This window comes from Ruegeria sp. YTSA226 (assembly GCF_059609905.1).
In genome coordinates this window covers 76,218-91,744 of sequence record NZ_JBXWMQ010000009.1, presented here as the reverse complement: position 1 = coordinate 91,744, position 15,527 = coordinate 76,218, and the positions used below count along the sequence as shown (strand labels likewise).

The window sequence follows — 15,527 nt, the reverse complement described above, 5'->3', positions numbered from 1 at the left end:
GATCTCCTGACGAACCGCGGCATCCAATGCTCTGTTCCAGAGGGAAAACCCCATGAACAGAGCCTGAATTGGTGGGTTTAGTCAGTAAGGCGCCTCGACGTCATTCATCGAGACATAGACCGTTTTCATCTCGCTGAAATGATTGATTGCCAATTTCGAGTTTTCCCGCCCGACCCCAGACATTTTTGACCCGCCAAACGGGGCTTCAACCGGTGCGAGGTTGTAAGTGTTGATATAGCAGGTGCCCGCCTCGAACGCGGCCACGATACGATGGGCTCGGGTCAGATCTTTGGTGAACACACCGGCTGCCAGACCGAATTCGGTGTTATTGGCGCGGGCCATCACCTCTTCCTCGGTTTCGAATTCCAACACTGACATAACCGGGCCGAAGATTTCCTCGCGCGCGATGGCCATTTCATCGGTCACATCGGCAAAGACGGCGGGCTGAATGTAGAACCCGTCGCCTTCGATACGCACACCGCCATAGACCAAACGGGCACCTTCTGCCTTGCCTTTTTCAACATAACCCAGAGCGATATTCATCTGGTTTTCGCTAACCATCGGACCGAAATTAACCTCTTCATCCATCGGGTCGCCGATTTTCACATTCGCCAGACGCTGGGACAGGCGATCGAGGAAGGCTTCTTTGATGCCTTTGTGTACAAAAACGCGGGTGCCGTTGGAACAGACCTGACCCGAGGAGTAGAAATTCCCCAAAATGGCGCCAGACACGGCGTTTTCGATATCTGCATCGTCGAACACGATTATGGGGGACTTGCCGCCCAGTTCCATCGTGACATGCTTCATGCCATCGGCTGCTGCGGCATAAACCTTGCGCCCTGTCGGTACCGATCCGGTCAGCGAGACCTTGGCAACACGGGGGTCCGTCACAAGTGATGCGCCCACATCGCCATAACCCTGAATTACGTTATAGACACCCTTTGGTGCCCCGGCCTCGACCAGGATTTCGGCCACTTGCAGAGCAGACAAGGGCGTGGTCTCGGAAGGCTTGAATACCATCGTGTTGCCGCAGGCCAAAGCAGGCGCGCCTTTCCAGCAGGCAATCTGGGTTGGATAGTTCCACGCGCCGATTCCGACGCAAACCCCAAGCGCCTCACGGATCGTATATACGAAATCCCCACCACCCAGCGGGATATGCTCGCCGGTCAGCGAGGCCGCCAGACCTCCGAAATATTCCAACGCATCGGCTCCGCTGGTAGCATCGGCAACCAACGTTTCCTGCAGCGGTTTTCCAGTATCGTGGGTTTCGATGATCGACAGATCACGATTGCGTTCGCGCATGATGTCCGCGGCGCGGCGCAGAACACGGCCCCTTTCGGTCCCAGACATCGCGGCCCAGTCTGCCTGTGCCGATTTTGCACTGTTTAGAGCCTGATCTATGATCTGCGGAGTAGCAGAATGCAGCCGTGCGATCACTTCCCCTGTTGCAGGGTAGATCACGTCTATGGGTGCTCCGGTCGTGTCGTCGACATATTCACCGTTGATGAAATGGCTCGCCTTGGGCTGAAATCTCATTGTGGGGATTCCCTGATCAGAAGCTGTTTCCTCCGCGTTTATATTTTATTGACTCAGCAGTCAATAAAACTGATCCAGAGCGATTTCCTGCCAATTCCAACAGGCCGTGGCTTGAAATTTTCGGTAAATGTTCTATTTATGTTCTACATAGTCAGAGGATCAACCGATGGCCCATTCATTGCGAAACACCGCCCCGCACGGCCCGACAAACGACTATCACCTGCTGCCCGCCACCGATCGGCAGATACGCTATGCCCGCGCCATCGCGGAGCAAACTGCACTTGAGATTCCGGTCGAGGCGCAGCGCGACCGTCAGTCCATGTCCGCCTGGATTTCCAAACACAAACCTGATGATCCCTCGCCATTTGCGAATTACCCGACCGGCAAGCAGGTTGCCTTTGCCGAACGTATCTCGCGCAGCAAACGCCGCCCAATCCCGTCGGAGTGCTTTCGCGACAAACAGATGATGTCGCGTTGGATAGATCAAAACAAATAGACGAAATCAGAGCCTAATCCGGACTATGATTGCGGGCATACAACGCCACCGCCGCCGCGACGAACAGGCCCAGTAGGATATAGCCGGTCACCGCCTCGGCCACGGCCAGGGCGCGGCACAGCCCGGTTGGGGACATATCGCCGTACCCAACGGTGGTGAATGTAACATAAGAAAAATACAGGATATCAGCGGGCCCTTGCGCCCCGATGACGCAATTATCCTGGTACCCGAATGCGCCATAGGCAGCGGCGAACAGGAACGGAACGACCTGAATAAAGGACACACCCATCAAAAACAGAATGCGGCGCGGTGATTTCACCTGAGTCATATAGAACCAGGATTGAGACACCATCCACACAACCAGCCCCACAGAGGCGATCGTACCGATCGTGTCACCTGCGGTGCCCTCGCTCAGACGGGACAGACCGAACCATGCGAGGAAACTGGCAACCACCATTGCGGCTGCCGCCAGCAGCGTTGATTTCCATTCTTCCAAAGTCGTGGGTTTTCGGGACATGGAACCTCCAACGCGCTGAAATCTCCGGGATTATCCGGTGGACTGTCCTGCGTGGCAACCAGATTTCAGCAAATCAGTCTGCGCCCAGATGCTCCTGTCCCCGCTGACGTGCCAGCAGGATCTGTTTTTGACGTTCCCGGAACCGGGTTTTGTCGACCTCAGAGGTTTCCTCTATGCATTGATGGCAGGACACGCCGTGTTCGTATTCGGCACGTTTCACATCCTCGGGAAGGATCGGGCGACGGCAGCCATGGCACAGGTTGTGCGGCCCTTCGACCAGCCTATGCCCAACAGATACGCGGTTGTCGAACACAAAGCATTCGCCCTGCCAGGTGCTGTTCTCGACGGGCATTTCCTCGAGGTATCGCAAGATGCCACCTTTCAGGTGATAGACATCCTCGACCCCCTGACCCAACAGATAATTGGTGGATTTCTCACACCGGATGCCACCCGTGCAGAACATCGCCACACGCTTATTGTGGAACCGGTCTTTGTTTTCTTCCCACCAAGTGGGGAATTCACGAAAACTGCTTGTTTCAGGGTCTAACGCGCCCTCAAACGTACCGATTGCCACCTCGTAATCATTTCGGGTGTCGATCACCACCACATCATCCGAGCGGATCAGATCATTCCAGTCTTCGGGCTCGACATAATTGCCGACACGGGCGCGCGGATCGATATCCGGTTGGCCCATGGTCACGATCTCTTTTTTCAGGCGTACCTTGATCTTGCCAAATGGCGGTTGGTCAGACGTGGCCTCTTTCCACTCCAGATCAGCACAGCCGGGCAGCGCACGGATATGGGCCAGAACCGCGTCAATGCCAGCGCGGGGTCCGGCAATAGTGCCATTGATCCCTTCCTGTGCCAGCAAGAGCGTCCCTTTGACCGATTGCGCGCGGCACAGCTCAAGCAAGGGCGCACGAAGGGCTTCGTGGTTGGCGAACCGGGTGAAATGATAGAGAGCAGCGATCGTATACATGCGCGCGGTCTAAACCCGCGCGGACAGAGTCGCAAGAGACCGGATTGACGCCCCTTGTCGCGCCCACTACCGATAACGCAATCGAAGGAGGTCCCAATGACCCATGCCCTTATTGTGATCGATGTTCAGAACGATTTCTGTCCCGGCGGTGCGTTGGCGGTTCCCGGCGGGGATGAGATCGTGGCTCCGATCAACGCGATGATGCCAGATTTTGACACGGTGATCCTGACTCAAGACTGGCACCCTGCGGGGCATTCGTCCTTTGCCAGCAGCCATGCGGGCAAAAACCCCTTTGACATGACCGAGATGCCTTATGGGCCTCAGGTTTTGTGGCCAGATCACTGCGTGCAGGGAACAAATGGGGCAGCATTTCATGCGAACCTGCGTACGGATGGCGATCTGATCCTGCGCAAAGGGTTCCGCAGCAACATCGATAGCTATTCGGCGTTCTTTGAGAACGACCAGACCACGCCCACCGGGTTGGAAGGGTATCTGCGCACCCGTGAAATCGAGAGACTGACACTCGTCGGGCTGGCCACGGATTTCTGCGTCTACTACTCTGCGGTTGACGCAGCGCGGCTGGGTTTCGACGTGTCAGTTCAGATGAGAGCCTGCCGGGCAATTAACCTGGATGGGTCATTGGCCTCGGCAGAGACCGCGATGAAAGATGCTGGCGTTCGGCTGATTTAAGGGGTTGCCCCCGCAGCCGCCAGATACTTGAGCAGCGCAAAGATAATCACCGCCAACCCCAAAGCAAACCCAACCCGGCCTGGTACAGTTCGGCGATTTGGTCCGGCCGATTCCGCCTGCTGTGGCCTGGGTTTCCACATTGGAACCTCTTTGGGCAACCCGGCGCGCGGCTTGGCGGCTTTTACATCGTTCATGAACTTCAGGAAATCAAACTCGCCGCAATATTCGCCTTTGACTCCCGTCGTCCGGATATTGTGAAACAAGGCTCGCAGAATGCGATCCCTGTCCGCCGTATCCTGTGGACGGTAATATCCATGGGTAATCTCGCTGCGCGTCGAATCCAGACCAAAACCGGCATCATGAAAAATTTTGCGTATTTTGGGTGACGCTGCCCGCAATGCATCGGCTGTTTTCACATTCCGAAACAGCGCACGCACTTTGCGTCCGTTTTGCGCCCCTGACGGGGTCGCCTCCGGATCGTTTTCCCCCGAAGCGATCGTTACAATATCAAAGTCGTACTCGAGAACCATTCACTAACTAAACCTCGACTATCCATCCCCCTCTTTCCACTAACCGGTGAAAAGACCCCACAATATGCTCGCATTGTGACTTGACCTTGTCATTGTCATCAATTTAGCGACTCTTGCCATTCCACGCACCTATTGATCTAACAACGGAAATCGCAGGAGTTCCCAATGGTCGATATTGCGACGCGAGTATACAATCACAAATGGAAGATTGACCCGATTGTCCGGTCTTTAATCGACACAGACTTCTACAAACTGCTGATGTGCCAGTCAGTGTTTCGAAATAAGCCCCAAACGGATGTGGTGTTTTCACTAATTAACCGGTCGAATCACATTCCATTGGCTGAATTGATTGATGAGGGGGAGCTGCGCGAACAGCTGGACCACATTCGGTCACTCAGCCTGAGCCGGGGGGAAAGCACTTGGCTGCGCGGCAATACCTTTTATGGCAAACGTCAGATGTTCCGTTCGGATTTCATGGGGTGGTTCGAGAACCTGCGACTGCCGCCCTATCACCTTGAACGCAAAGGTGATCAGTACGAATTGACCTTTGAAGGCAAATGGCACGAGGTCATGCTGTGGGAAATTCCCGCATTGGCAGTCCTGATGGAGCTGCGATCCCGCTCGGTGCTGAATGCGATGCGGCGGTTCGAGCTACAAATTCTCTATGCTCGTGCGATGACCCGTGTATGGGAGAAAATCGAACACTTACGAGGGATTCAGGGGCTGGGCATCGCCGATTTCGGCACTAGGCGGCGGCATTCCTTTCTATGGCAGGACTGGTGCGTCCAAGCCATGATCGAAGGTCTGGGCCCTGCATTTACCGGCACCTCGAACTGCCTGATCGCCATGCGGCGCGAGGTCGAGGCCATCGGCACCAATGCCCACGAGTTGCCCATGGTTTACTCTGCGCTGGCTGATACTGATGAGAAACTGGCGCAGGCACCCTATGATGTGCTTAGCGATTGGCACGAGGAACATGACGGCAACCTACGGATCATCCTGCCTGATACCTATGGCACCAAGGGTTTTCTGGACGACGCGCCAGATTGGTTGGCGGGATGGACCGGCATCAGAATCGACAGCGGTGATCCGGCAACCGGTGCAGAAACTGCGATCAAATGGTGGCAATCGCGCGGTGAGGATCCCAAACAGAAACGCGTGATCTTTTCTGACGGTCTGGATGTCGGCAAAATCCGCGAACTGCAAAGTCAGTTTGCAGGCCGCACCAAAGTATCCTTCGGCTGGGGCACGCTGCTGACCAATGATTTCAGAGGGCTGGTTCCCGATGACGCGCTGGCACCCTTCTCGTTGGTCTGCAAGGCGGTTTCGGCCAATGGTCGCCCGACGGTCAAACTGTCGGACAACCCGGAAAAAGCGATGGGTCCGGCAGATCAGATCGAGCGCTACAAACGTGTCTTCGGCGTCGGCGTGCAACAGCCAATCGAGGTCATCGTTTAGGCCCTAACCATGGAACGCAGCTACCGTTTTCACCTGTGAGAACCCGTACAGCGCTTCGAACCCTTTTTCGCGACCATGGCCGGATTTCCCGACACCGCCAAAGGGCAGCTCCACGCCGCCGCCAGCGCCGTAATTGTTGATAAACACCTGCCCCGACCGCAACTTCTTCGCCAGCCGCATCTGCCGCGCGCCATCGCGTGTCCAAATGCTGGCAACCAGCCCGTAATCGGTGGAGTTGGCGATCTGCAGGGCCTCTTCCTCGGTCTCAAAGGGGATCAGCACTTGGACTGGGCCGAAAATCTCATCCTGTGCCAAAACATGATCAGGGGGTACGTCGGCAAACAGGGTCGGTTGCACATAGGCGCCAGTCTCGGGTGCGTGACCAACAATCGGCCCCTGGCCCACGATATTCAGATCTGCGCCTTTGTCGATAAATCCGGTCACGATGTCCTTCTGACGTGCTGATATCAGGGGCCCCAGGCGCAAATCTTCGGACGCGGGCCCAACGGTCAACTCGGAATAGGCCGAGGCCATGCGCGATTTGACCTGCTCATACACTCCGCGTTGCACCAGAACGCGGGAGGAGGCCGAACAGGTCTGCCCTGCGTTCTGAACGCCCGCATTCACCAGAAATGGCAGGGCCGCATCCAGATCTGCATCGTCGAACACCAGCTGCGGGGATTTCCCGCCCAGCTCCAGCGTCACTGGCACCACGTTATGCCCAGCGGCCTGTTGCACCAACGCGCCGGTGGCAACGGAGCCGGTGAAGGACACATGCTGAATCCCCGGATGCGCCGACAGCGCCGCCCCGGCCTCGGCCCCCAGCCCCGGAACCACGTTCAAAGCACCCGCCGGCAACCCGGCCTGCTGCGCCAGATGGGCAAAGGCAAGCGCGGTCAAACAGGCCTCTTCCGCTGGTTTCAGCACACAGGCATTGCCCATCGCCAAAGCCGCCCCGACAGAGCGGCCGATGATCTGCATAGGGTAATTCCACGGCACAATGTGGCCCGTCACACCATGCGGTTCACGCAGGGTATAGACGGTATAGCCATCCAGATAAGGGATCGTTTCGCCCATCACCTTATCCGCCGCGCCTCCGTAAAACTCACAATACCGCGCCAGTGCCACCGCATCGGCGCGCGCCTGTGTCAGGGGTTTGCCGACATCCATCGCCTCCAACGCAGCCAGATCATCGACACATTCCAGCACCATCTGGCCCAATCGGGTCAGAATGCGGCCCCTCTCCAGTGCGGTTTTGCGGCCCCAGTCCCCATCCAGCGCCTTTTGCGCCGCGTTCACCGCAGCATCGATGTCATCAGCATCCCCGCGCGCGATCCGACATAGCTCGGACCCGTCCGACGGGTTGATCAGCGGCAGATCGGCCTGCGAGGCTGGGCGCTGCCATGCGCCGCCAATCAGGCACAAGCTGGGATCGAACCACAAGGGGTTGGTCATGTCAGGCTCCATTTCGTCTCTAACATTGAAGTTTACGCCACATCCTGACCGACATCCGGCAGGATAGGCGCAGCGGCAATCAGGGTTTGGGTATAAGCGTGCTGCGGGTTGGAAAAGACCTGTTCGGTCTCACCCTGTTCGACAATCTGCCCCGCCTGCATCACCAAAACCCGGTCGGTAATGGTGCGCACGACGCTTAGGTCGTGGCTGATGAACAGATAAGTCAGGTCATAGGCGCCGCAGAGCTCGGCCAGCAGATCAAGGATCTGCGCTCGGACAGAAACATCAAGGGCCGAGACCGCCTCATCAAACAAGATCAGTTCGGGCCGGATGATCAGGGCACGGGCGATGGCGATACGCTGCCTCTGCCCGCCCGAGAATTCGTGAATGTACCGACCCGCGTCATCGGGGCTGAGACCTACGGCCGTCAGAATCTCGGCGATCCGATCCTGCCGCTCGGACCCGGTTGGGGGATGTTCGAGCAGGTGAAACGGCTCGGTGACCAGGCGCGTGACCCGGTGTCGGGGGTTGAAGCTGCCATAGGGGTCCTGGAACACAACCTGCATCTTACGCCGGACGGCCAGATTGGGTTTGTGCCCGGTGAATACTGGCTGCCCGTCCAGCAGAATCTGGCCGCTCTGCACTTCTTCCAGCCCCAGGATAGCCCGTGTTAGGGTCGATTTTCCGCACCCGGACTCTCCGACCAGGCCTAAGCGCTCGCCTTTGTTCAGTGTAAAGCTGACCCCAGCTACAGCCCTGTGGTGTCGCGGCGCATCAAACAAGCCCTTTCGGGGCAAACGGTAATCCCGGACCACCTGTGCAACCTCAAGCAAAGGCTGTGCCGGTTTGGGTTCCGGCAGGTTGACCTGATGGCCCGAAGCCCGGAACAGCATGCGTGTATAAGGGTGCTGCATGTTCCGCAGCAAGGGTTCGGTGGCGCCGGCCTCGACGACTTCGCCATAGCGCATGACGATGATCCGGTCGGCCATATCGGCCACAACCGCCAGATCATGTGTGATCATTAGCAATCCCATGTCGTATTCGCGCACCAACCCCGTGAGCAGGTCTAGAATCTGCGCCTGCGTAGTGACGTCCAGCGCCGTCGTAGGTTCGTCCGCGATCAACAACCTTGGGCGCAACGCGATGGCCATGGCGATCACCACGCGCTGACGCTGACCACCGGACAGCTCATGCGGATACCGGGACAGAGGGAACCTTTCGGGTGGAAGGCCGACGCGCGTCAGCACTTCTTCGGCACGGGACCGGGCCTGTGCAGTAGGCATGGCCTTGTGGATCAGGATTGTCTCCATCACCTGATCCCCGATGGTTTTGACCGGGTTCAGCGCAGTCATGGGTTCCTGAAACACCATCCCGACCGAGGCGCCACGCAGGGCGCACATCTCATCCTCGGAACAGTTCAGCAGGTCCAGCCCGTCCAACCGGATCGCGCCCGCGGCATCCGCACCGTTTGGCAGCAGTTGCATCACCGCCAACGCCGTCATGGACTTGCCCGAACCGCTTTCACCGGTGACGGCGACGATCTCACCCGACGCAACAGACAGGCTAACCTGTTTGAGGATGTCCATGCCATGAATCGACAGGTTGAGATTTTCGATTTCCAGCAAGCTCATGCGCGCGCCACCCGTATTCGGGGGTCCAGCCAATCCCGCAAACCGTCGCCCAGCAGGTTCAGCCCCAAAACAGTGACAATGATTGCAAGCCCCGGAATCAGAGCCAAATGCGGGGCAAAACTGACCATCGTCTGCGCATCTGCCAACATCCGGCCCCAACTGGGCGTAGGCGGTTGCGCACCCAACCCGACATAGGACAGGCCTGCCTCGGCCAGAATGCCAAGGCTGAACTGGATGGTGCCCTGTACGATCAGCAAGTTCGCCACATTCGGCAGGATGTGTTCCGCCGATATCCGCGCCGCGCCCTTGCCCGAGACCCGGGCGGCCAGGATGAACTCTCGCTCCCACAGGGACAGCGCAGCGCCACGGGTGATACGGGCAAAGACAGGAATGTTGAAGATACCGATGGCAATAATGGCGTTGACCGCCCCGGCACCGAAAACGGCAGTGATCAGGATAGCGATGACCAACGACGGGAAAGCAAAAACCAGATCGTTGCCGCGCATGATCACCTCATCCAGCCACGTGCCTTTGCGCGCCGCTGCCGCCAGACCAAGTGGCACGCCCAATGTCATGCCGATCCCCACCGCCACCAAGGCCACAGCGATTGAAGTGCGCGCACCCACCATGATCATTGAGAACATGTCCCGCCCAAAATGATCGGTGCCAAACCAGTGCTGCGCGTTGGGTGGTTGCAGCTTGGCGGGAATATTCAGCGCGGCGTGCACATAGGGCGTCCAGACAAAGGAAATTGCCGCCGCCAAGACCACCAGCGAGGAGAGCACTGAACCAAGGATGAGGTTGCGGCTCATGTCCTGCTCCTTAAACGGGGATCAACTGCGGCATAGGCCAGATCGACCAGAAAATTCACCGTGATCACCGCAAAGACCAGCAGCATGACCACCGATTCCACCACGATCAGATCGCGGGCAGAAATCGCTTGAAACACCAGTCGCCCGAGGCCGGGCAGGTAAAACACCTGTTCGATAATGATGGACCCGGCCAGAAGAAAGGAAAACTGCAGCCCGATGATAGTCAGCACCGGGATCAGCGCATTGCGCACCCCGTGACGCGACAGCGCCTGTCGGCGGGACAGGCCCTTGGCCCGTGCGGTGCGCATGAAATCCTCACCCAGAATATCCAGCAGGGCCGACCGCATGACCCTTGCAAGAATCGCCGCCTGTGGCAGAGCCAGCGCTATGGCTGGCAGGGTCAGCGAGTGCAGACCGGTCCAAAACCCGCCGTCCCAGCCTGCGAACCCTCCAGCGTTGAACCAGCGCAGATTAATGGCAAAGACCAGCACCAGCATCATGGCAAACCAGAAATTTGGCACGGCGATGCCGAGCTGTGTGGCCCCCATGACCGCCACATCGCCGGGCCGCCCCCGGCGCGCAGCAGCGTAAATCCCTGCGGGAAAGGCGATCAGGGTTGAAAGGGTCAGTGCATAAAGCGCCAGCGGCAGCGACACCCAAAGTCGGTCCGCAATCATCTGCGACACCGGCGTGCGATAGGTGTATGAAGTGCCGAAATCCCCGACCAGCATTCCGCTGACCCAGTTGAAATAGCGCTGCGGTTTGGACACATCCAACCCCAGCTCGGCCCGCAGCGCGGCCAGCGTGTCCGCCTGCGCGTTGACGCCAAGCATGAAGGATGCCGGATCGCCCGGCGCGACCTCGATCACTGCAAAAATGACCACCGAGGCGATAGCCAGGCTGATCACCAGCGAAATCAGACGTTTGAGGGCATAGCGTAGCATTACAAACAGGTTACGGGTGCGAGCGGCGCCTACGCAACAGCTACTTGTAGGACTGCTGCTCTTGCCGGACCAAATCAGTCGCGCAGGTCGAAAGCTTCGCCGCGGGTGCGCTGTCCACCAGCGTTTCCAGATTTGTCTCGGTCCGGGCCAGTGCCGCCCGACGAAGGACCATCAGGCGCGCGCGAGGACTGTCCAGAAACTGCTCCTGCGGGATGAGCGTTTCCAGCGGGCTGTCGATGCGGATGACCTCGAAATAGCCGCCAAACAGGGCAAGGAAGGCAAAGGCGCAGTTTGGTGCCTCGGCCCCGCATTGGTCAGAACAGAGCTGCGCGATGGGGCGGGTCGACTGGGATGTCATCAACCAGTTTTCCACCGCCGGGCGCCAGCTATTGTCCACAGACAGATCGCCATATCCCAGCCCCAGGGCCAGCAATCCCGCCATGCCCAGCGCCTGATCGGAATTCATGTCAACTGGATCAGGCTGAATGTGGCGCAGCGCTGCCAGACCGTCGCCGCGCGGCTCGGGATCGACCGTCAGATAACTCAGATAAGGTTTGAGGTCCTGCATCAGCTGCCCATCCGCCAACAGATCGCCGCGCATTTCTGGATCGCCATAGAGCGCCACAATTCGCGTCGGGTAGTCCGTAGCTTGATGTTCTCCCAACGCATTGAGCTGTGCAATCAGCTTCGGGTCTGGTGTGGGGCGTTTGGCATCCAACAGCGCTTGGGCAAGCTCATTTCCACCTTTCGCCTCAACCAACAGCCAGGATCGGCCAAAGGCCGTCAGGTCTTTTTGACGAAACAGCTTGCGCGAACCCTTTCGGCCCAGCGATTGGCGGAACGGAGATGGTCCAAGATCGGCGGTTTCAATTCGCCCCAACAGCAGACGAGCCTGCGCGTCACCATCAGCCGCCAGTTCTGCCAGCAGTGGCAGAGCGCGTTCATCATCGCCCTCCAGCCACAGTGTCACCGCCTGTTCAAGCGGCGTATCCCCTTTGGCGACCGGCGCAATCACGGCTAAAACCGCGATCATCAACGCAACGAGGGTTGATCTTCTCATGCGCCGGTCTCCTCTCTGGAACTGGTCTTATTCCGCCCAACTGATGGCGGTCAGGTCGATGGCCGCTGTGGGTGCGTTTTCCCAAAGGCCCTGAACGCCAGCCTTGGCAACGCCAAGCTTGGCCAGCTGGAACAGATACCCGTTGACGTAATCATTTGCGATCAGACGCTGCGCTTCGCCCAACAGGCGGGTACGCTCATCAGGGTCGGTGGTGGCGTTCAACGTCTCCATCAGCGTCTGAAAGTCGATGCTGTCATACTGGAAATAATAGTCGGGCCGCGCATAGATGCCGATATCCATCGGCTCGGTATGGCTGACGATAGTCAGACCAAAATCCTTGCCCTTGAACACCGATTCCAGCCACTGCGCCCATTCGACATTGATGATTTCAGCCTCGATCCCGACCTCGGCCAGTTGCGCGGCGATGATCTCGCCTCCGCGGCGAGCATAAGAAGGCGGCGGCAGGTGCAGAGTGGTCTTGAACCCTTCGGCATAGCCCGCATCGGCCAGCAACTGCGCGGCCTTCTTGGGGTCATACGCCGAATTGCCGGTCAGATCGACATAGGCCGGGTTGTGCGGGGCAAAATGCGTTCCGATGGGCGTGCCATAGCCGAACATCGCGCCGTCAATAATTGCCTGACGGTCGATGGCATGGGCCAGCGCCTGCCGCACCCGGATGTCGTCAAAGGGCGGCTGTTTGTTGTTGGTGGACAGAATCGTCTCACCCTCGGTCGAGCCGACAAGCACCTGAAAGCGCGGATCAGCCTCGAACTGCGGCATGTTCTCAGGCGCCGGGAAAATGTCGAACACATCCACATCCTCGGCCATCATGGCGGCAAAGGCGGCGGTCGGGTCCGAGATGAACTTGAATGTAGCAGACTCTAACGCGGGCTGATCACCCCAATAGTCGGGGTTTCGCGTCAGCGTGATGCTGTCCCCCTGCACCCAGTCCCCAAAGGCAAACGCGCCGGTGCCGACCGGGTTGGTCTTGATCGCCTCTATGCTTTCGGGGGCGACAATCACCGCATCCCCCCAGGCCATATTGAACAGGAAATTCCCGTTTGGCCCTGACAGGGTGACCTTGACGGTCAGCGGATCCACGACCTCAACGCTTTCGATCCCGGCAAACAGGGCCTTTTGTGCATTGGCGCTGTCTTCAGCACGGGCCCGGTCAAGGCTGAATTTGACGTCCTCGGCATCCATGGTGGTGCCATCGTGGAAGGTCACACTATCGCGCAGCTTAAAGGTATAGACGGTGCCGTCGTCTGAAATCTCCCAGCTTTCCGCCAGCCCGGGCACGACCGATCCGTCGCCCATGAACCGGGTCAGACCTTCGAAGATATTGGTATAGACAACCGAATCGATGGCCTGTGCCGCAGCGCTGGTCGGGTCCAGATGCGGCGGCTCAAGCTGCATTGCGATGGTGATGTCGGATTTGGCCAGGGCTTGGGTGGCTATCAAACTGGCTCCAATCGCCAGCGCCGATGCAAAAGACCGAAACATCTGCTTTGTCATATCGTTGTCTCCCCACTGAAACTGCGTGGTCCTGCATGTCGCGGACCGGTCTGCGGACCAATGTCCCTTTAAACCTTAGGTCAATCAAGGAAATGTTCGCGCAACCGGGCTATCTTTGGCCCGGTCCAATCTGCTATGCCGCACCGCAACATGAACCGCGAGGAGCGAGCATGAGCGCCACCGCCCGCAAAAGAGCCCCGAATGCCGTGGATATTCGCGCCCGAAAAGGTGGCGAGCCACTGGTCAGTCTGACCGCATATACAACTCCGATGGCCCGACTGATGGATGATCATTGCGACTTTGTTCTGGTCGGTGACAGTGTCGGCATGGTGCTACACGGGTTGGAATCCACCCTTGGCGTGACGATGGAGATGATGATCCTGCATGGTCAGGCTGTTGCTCGCGGGCTGGACAAGGCGATGATGGTCATCGACATGCCCTTTGCCAGTTACGAGGAAAGCCCCGCACAGGCGTTCCGCAATGCCGCCCGCCTGATGGCCGAAACCGGTGCCGGTGCCGTCAAGCTTGAGGGCGGTGTCGAAATGGCCGAAACCATCCGCTTTCTGGTCAAGCGCGGCATCCCGGTGATGGCGCATATCGGCCTGACCCCACAGTCGATCAACACGCTAGGTGGATATAAGGTGCAGGGCCGTGATGATCAGGCACAGACGGTACTGGCCGATGCCCATGCCGTGGCTGATGCAGGCGCCTTTTCCCTTGTGTTAGAGAAGGTCCCGCAGGGTCTAGCCAACCAAATCACTGCCGAGGTCGCCATCCCTACTATCGGCATTGGCGCGTCCGCCGAATGTGACGGGCAAATACTTGTGGTGGACGACATGGTCGGCTTTTTCACCGCTTTCAAACCGAAATTCGTCAAACGATATGCCGAGCTGGGGCCACTGGCCGAGGCCGCCATCGCCGAGTACGCCGCCGAAGTGCGCGCACGCGCTTTCCCCGCCGATGAACATGTCTTTGCCAATCAGGCTCCGTCACAGGGCACAGCTAAATGACCGCTCCGATCCTGCGTCGCCTCTCCGATCTGCGCGCCTTGACCGCCAACTGGCGCAAGAATGGTGAGGCAATCGGCGTCGTCCCAACTATGGGCGCGTTGCATCCGGGGCATCTGTCTCTGGTTGAGGCGGCCAAAAATGGCACCGACCGAGTTATCGTGACGATTTTCGTGAACCCAACGCAGTTTAACAACCCCGAGGATCTGGCCAATTATCCGCGCACCGAAATCGAAGATGCTCAGAAACTGGCCCCCTATGGCGTTGATGCAATTTATGTGCCGGACCCGGACGAGATCTACCCGCAAGGCTTTGCCACCACCGTATCTGTAACTGGCCTGACCAGTGTGATGGAGGGCGAATTCCGCCCCGGCCATTTCGATGGCGTCGCCACTGTGGTCGCCAAACTGTTCCTGCAAACCCAGGCAGACAGAGCCTATTTTGGGGAAAAAGACTATCAACAGCTGCTGGTCGTGCGCCGCATGGCGCGCGATCTGGATATCCCGATCGAAGTGATCGGCTGCCCCACGGTGCGTGAACCCTCGGGTCTGGCCATGTCCTCGCGCAATCAGCGCCTCTCGCCCGAGGGGGTGGAGATTGCAGCGCACAAACACCGCATCATGCTGGATCTGGCCAACGCGCTAAAGAACGGCGCCCCGTTCGACACACTGGCAGCACAGGCCAGTACCGATCTTTTGGCCGCAGGTTTTACACAAGTGGAATATATCCAACTGCGCTGTGCGGAATCTCTGAACCCGCTGACACATGCCGACCGACCCGCCCGCCTGTTTGCCGCGGCCTGGGCGGATGGAGTGCGTCTAATCGACAATATTCCCGTCTGAACACTCTGGTACGCAACCGACTGTTTGCGCTAAAGTCTCGCAAAACCAAATGCGA

General features: G+C 58.4%; 15 protein-coding genes. 5 read left to right on the top strand and 10 right to left on the bottom strand.

Annotated features, from left to right (window positions below; all coding sequences use genetic code 11):
• Nucleotides 1-81 precede the first annotated feature (81 nt).
• On the bottom strand, nt 82-1,536 hold the full coding sequence (betB, locus tag AC2FFF_RS13125) for a betaine-aldehyde dehydrogenase (protein WP_281973306.1): 1,455 nt from the start codon (nt 1,534-1,536) through the stop codon (nt 82-84).
• A gap of 166 nt (nt 1,537-1,702) precedes the next feature.
• On the opposite strand from betB, the gene AC2FFF_RS13120 reads away from it, so the two are divergent.
• A complete protein-coding gene (locus AC2FFF_RS13120) occupies nt 1,703-2,032 on the top strand; it encodes a hypothetical protein (RefSeq protein WP_271952366.1) in 330 nt (109 codons plus the stop codon).
• 13 nt (nt 2,033-2,045) lie between these two features.
• On the opposite strand, the gene AC2FFF_RS13115 is transcribed toward AC2FFF_RS13120, so the two are convergent.
• Both AC2FFF_RS13115 and trhO read right to left on the bottom strand, forming a co-directional pair.
• The gene (locus AC2FFF_RS13115; RefSeq protein ID WP_281973307.1) at nt 2,046-2,549 is read right to left on the bottom strand and encodes a potassium channel family protein; all 504 of its coding nucleotides are present in this window, start codon (nt 2,547-2,549) and stop codon (nt 2,046-2,048) included.
• Nucleotides 2,550-2,622: 73 nt separating this feature from the next.
• Entirely contained in the window at nt 2,623-3,528 is a 906-nt protein-coding gene (trhO, locus tag AC2FFF_RS13110; protein ID WP_281973308.1) for an oxygen-dependent tRNA uridine(34) hydroxylase TrhO, read from the bottom strand.
• 96 nt (nt 3,529-3,624) lie between these two features.
• Between trhO and pncA the strand changes: the two genes are divergently transcribed.
• The gene (pncA, locus tag AC2FFF_RS13105) at nt 3,625-4,218 is read left to right on the top strand and encodes a bifunctional nicotinamidase/pyrazinamidase (protein WP_281973309.1); all 594 of its coding nucleotides are present in this window, start codon (nt 3,625-3,627) and stop codon (nt 4,216-4,218) included.
• Here pncA and AC2FFF_RS13100 read toward each other — a convergent pair.
• The gene (locus AC2FFF_RS13100; RefSeq protein ID WP_281973310.1) at nt 4,215-4,748 is read right to left on the bottom strand and encodes a hypothetical protein; all 534 of its coding nucleotides are present in this window, start codon (nt 4,746-4,748) and stop codon (nt 4,215-4,217) included. The genes pncA and AC2FFF_RS13100 overlap by 4 nt on opposite strands.
• A gap of 165 nt (nt 4,749-4,913) precedes the next feature.
• On the opposite strand from AC2FFF_RS13100, the gene pncB reads away from it, so the two are divergent.
• Nucleotides 4,914-6,206, top strand: coding sequence for a nicotinate phosphoribosyltransferase (gene pncB, locus AC2FFF_RS13095; protein WP_142638615.1), 1,293 nt, complete (start codon nt 4,914-4,916; stop codon nt 6,204-6,206).
• Nucleotides 6,207-6,209: 3 nt separating this feature from the next.
• Here the strand turns inward: pncB and AC2FFF_RS13090 are convergent, their stop codons facing one another.
• Genes AC2FFF_RS13090 through AC2FFF_RS13065 form a run of 6 tightly spaced genes read right to left on the bottom strand, consistent with a single transcriptional unit; the run spans nt 6,210 to nt 13,623 of the window.
• Nucleotides 6,210-7,661 (bottom strand): aldehyde dehydrogenase family protein, encoded by a 1,452-nt coding sequence (locus tag AC2FFF_RS13090; protein WP_496697859.1) that lies wholly within the window; start codon nt 7,659-7,661, stop codon nt 6,210-6,212.
• A gap of 32 nt (nt 7,662-7,693) precedes the next feature.
• Nucleotides 7,694-9,292, bottom strand: coding sequence for an ABC transporter ATP-binding protein (locus AC2FFF_RS13085; protein WP_496882969.1), 1,599 nt, complete (start codon nt 9,290-9,292; stop codon nt 7,694-7,696).
• Nucleotides 9,289-10,104 carry an ABC transporter permease gene (locus AC2FFF_RS13080; protein WP_496882968.1) on the bottom strand — a complete coding sequence of 272 codons (816 nt, stop codon included), beginning with the start codon at nt 10,102-10,104 and terminating at the stop codon, nt 9,289-9,291. The genes AC2FFF_RS13085 and AC2FFF_RS13080 overlap by 4 nt, the downstream gene beginning before the upstream one ends.
• Entirely contained in the window at nt 10,101-11,048 is a 948-nt protein-coding gene (locus AC2FFF_RS13075; RefSeq protein WP_496882967.1) for an ABC transporter permease, read from the bottom strand. The genes AC2FFF_RS13080 and AC2FFF_RS13075 overlap by 4 nt, the downstream gene beginning before the upstream one ends.
• 40 nt (nt 11,049-11,088) lie before the next feature.
• A complete protein-coding gene (locus tag AC2FFF_RS13070) occupies nt 11,089-12,108 on the bottom strand; it encodes a hypothetical protein (protein WP_281973313.1) in 1,020 nt (339 codons plus the stop codon).
• Nucleotides 12,109-12,135: 27 nt separating this feature from the next.
• Nucleotides 12,136-13,623 (bottom strand): ABC transporter substrate-binding protein, encoded by a 1,488-nt coding sequence (locus tag AC2FFF_RS13065; RefSeq protein WP_271952348.1) that lies wholly within the window; start codon nt 13,621-13,623, stop codon nt 12,136-12,138.
• A 170-nt stretch (nt 13,624-13,793) separates the two neighbouring features.
• Here AC2FFF_RS13065 and panB point away from each other — a divergent pair, with 170 nt between their 5' ends.
• Nucleotides 13,794-14,633: a 3-methyl-2-oxobutanoate hydroxymethyltransferase gene (gene panB, locus AC2FFF_RS13060; protein ID WP_142638602.1), complete on the top strand. Its 840-nt coding sequence runs from the start codon at nt 13,794-13,796 to the stop codon at nt 14,631-14,633.
• Entirely contained in the window at nt 14,630-15,472 is an 843-nt protein-coding gene (gene panC / locus AC2FFF_RS13055) for a pantoate--beta-alanine ligase (protein WP_142638600.1), read from the top strand. Before panB ends, panC begins: the two co-directional genes overlap by 4 nt.
• Nucleotides 15,473-15,527: the final 55 nt, after the last annotated feature.

Excerpts from the sequence above, each read along its gene's own strand:
- betB (WP_281973306.1), bottom strand. The coding sequence starts at position 1,536 with ATGAGATTTCAGCCCAAGGCGAGCCATTTCATCAACGGTGAATATGTC.
- AC2FFF_RS13120 (WP_271952366.1), top strand. The coding sequence starts at position 1,703 with ATGGCCCATTCATTGCGAAACACCGCCCCGCACGGCCCGACAAACGAC.
- AC2FFF_RS13115 (WP_281973307.1), bottom strand. The coding sequence starts at position 2,549 with ATGTCCCGAAAACCCACGACTTTGGAAGAATGGAAATCAACGCTGCTG.
- trhO (WP_281973308.1), bottom strand. The coding sequence starts at position 3,528 with ATGTATACGATCGCTGCTCTCTATCATTTCACCCGGTTCGCCAACCAC.
- pncA (WP_281973309.1), top strand. The coding sequence starts at position 3,625 with ATGACCCATGCCCTTATTGTGATCGATGTTCAGAACGATTTCTGTCCC.
- AC2FFF_RS13100 (WP_281973310.1), bottom strand. The coding sequence starts at position 4,748 with ATGGTTCTCGAGTACGACTTTGATATTGTAACGATCGCTTCGGGGGAA.
- pncB (WP_142638615.1), top strand. The coding sequence starts at position 4,914 with ATGGTCGATATTGCGACGCGAGTATACAATCACAAATGGAAGATTGAC.
- AC2FFF_RS13090 (WP_496697859.1), bottom strand. The coding sequence starts at position 7,661 with ATGACCAACCCCTTGTGGTTCGATCCCAGCTTGTGCCTGATTGGCGGC.
- AC2FFF_RS13085 (WP_496882969.1), bottom strand. The coding sequence starts at position 9,292 with ATGAGCTTGCTGGAAATCGAAAATCTCAACCTGTCGATTCATGGCATG.
- AC2FFF_RS13080 (WP_496882968.1), bottom strand. The coding sequence starts at position 10,104 with ATGAGCCGCAACCTCATCCTTGGTTCAGTGCTCTCCTCGCTGGTGGTC.
- AC2FFF_RS13075 (WP_496882967.1), bottom strand. The coding sequence starts at position 11,048 with ATGCTACGCTATGCCCTCAAACGTCTGATTTCGCTGGTGATCAGCCTG.
- AC2FFF_RS13070 (WP_281973313.1), bottom strand. The coding sequence starts at position 12,108 with ATGAGAAGATCAACCCTCGTTGCGTTGATGATCGCGGTTTTAGCCGTG.
- AC2FFF_RS13065 (WP_271952348.1), bottom strand. The coding sequence starts at position 13,623 with ATGACAAAGCAGATGTTTCGGTCTTTTGCATCGGCGCTGGCGATTGGA.
- panB (WP_142638602.1), top strand. The coding sequence starts at position 13,794 with ATGAGCGCCACCGCCCGCAAAAGAGCCCCGAATGCCGTGGATATTCGC.
- panC (WP_142638600.1), top strand. The coding sequence starts at position 14,630 with ATGACCGCTCCGATCCTGCGTCGCCTCTCCGATCTGCGCGCCTTGACC.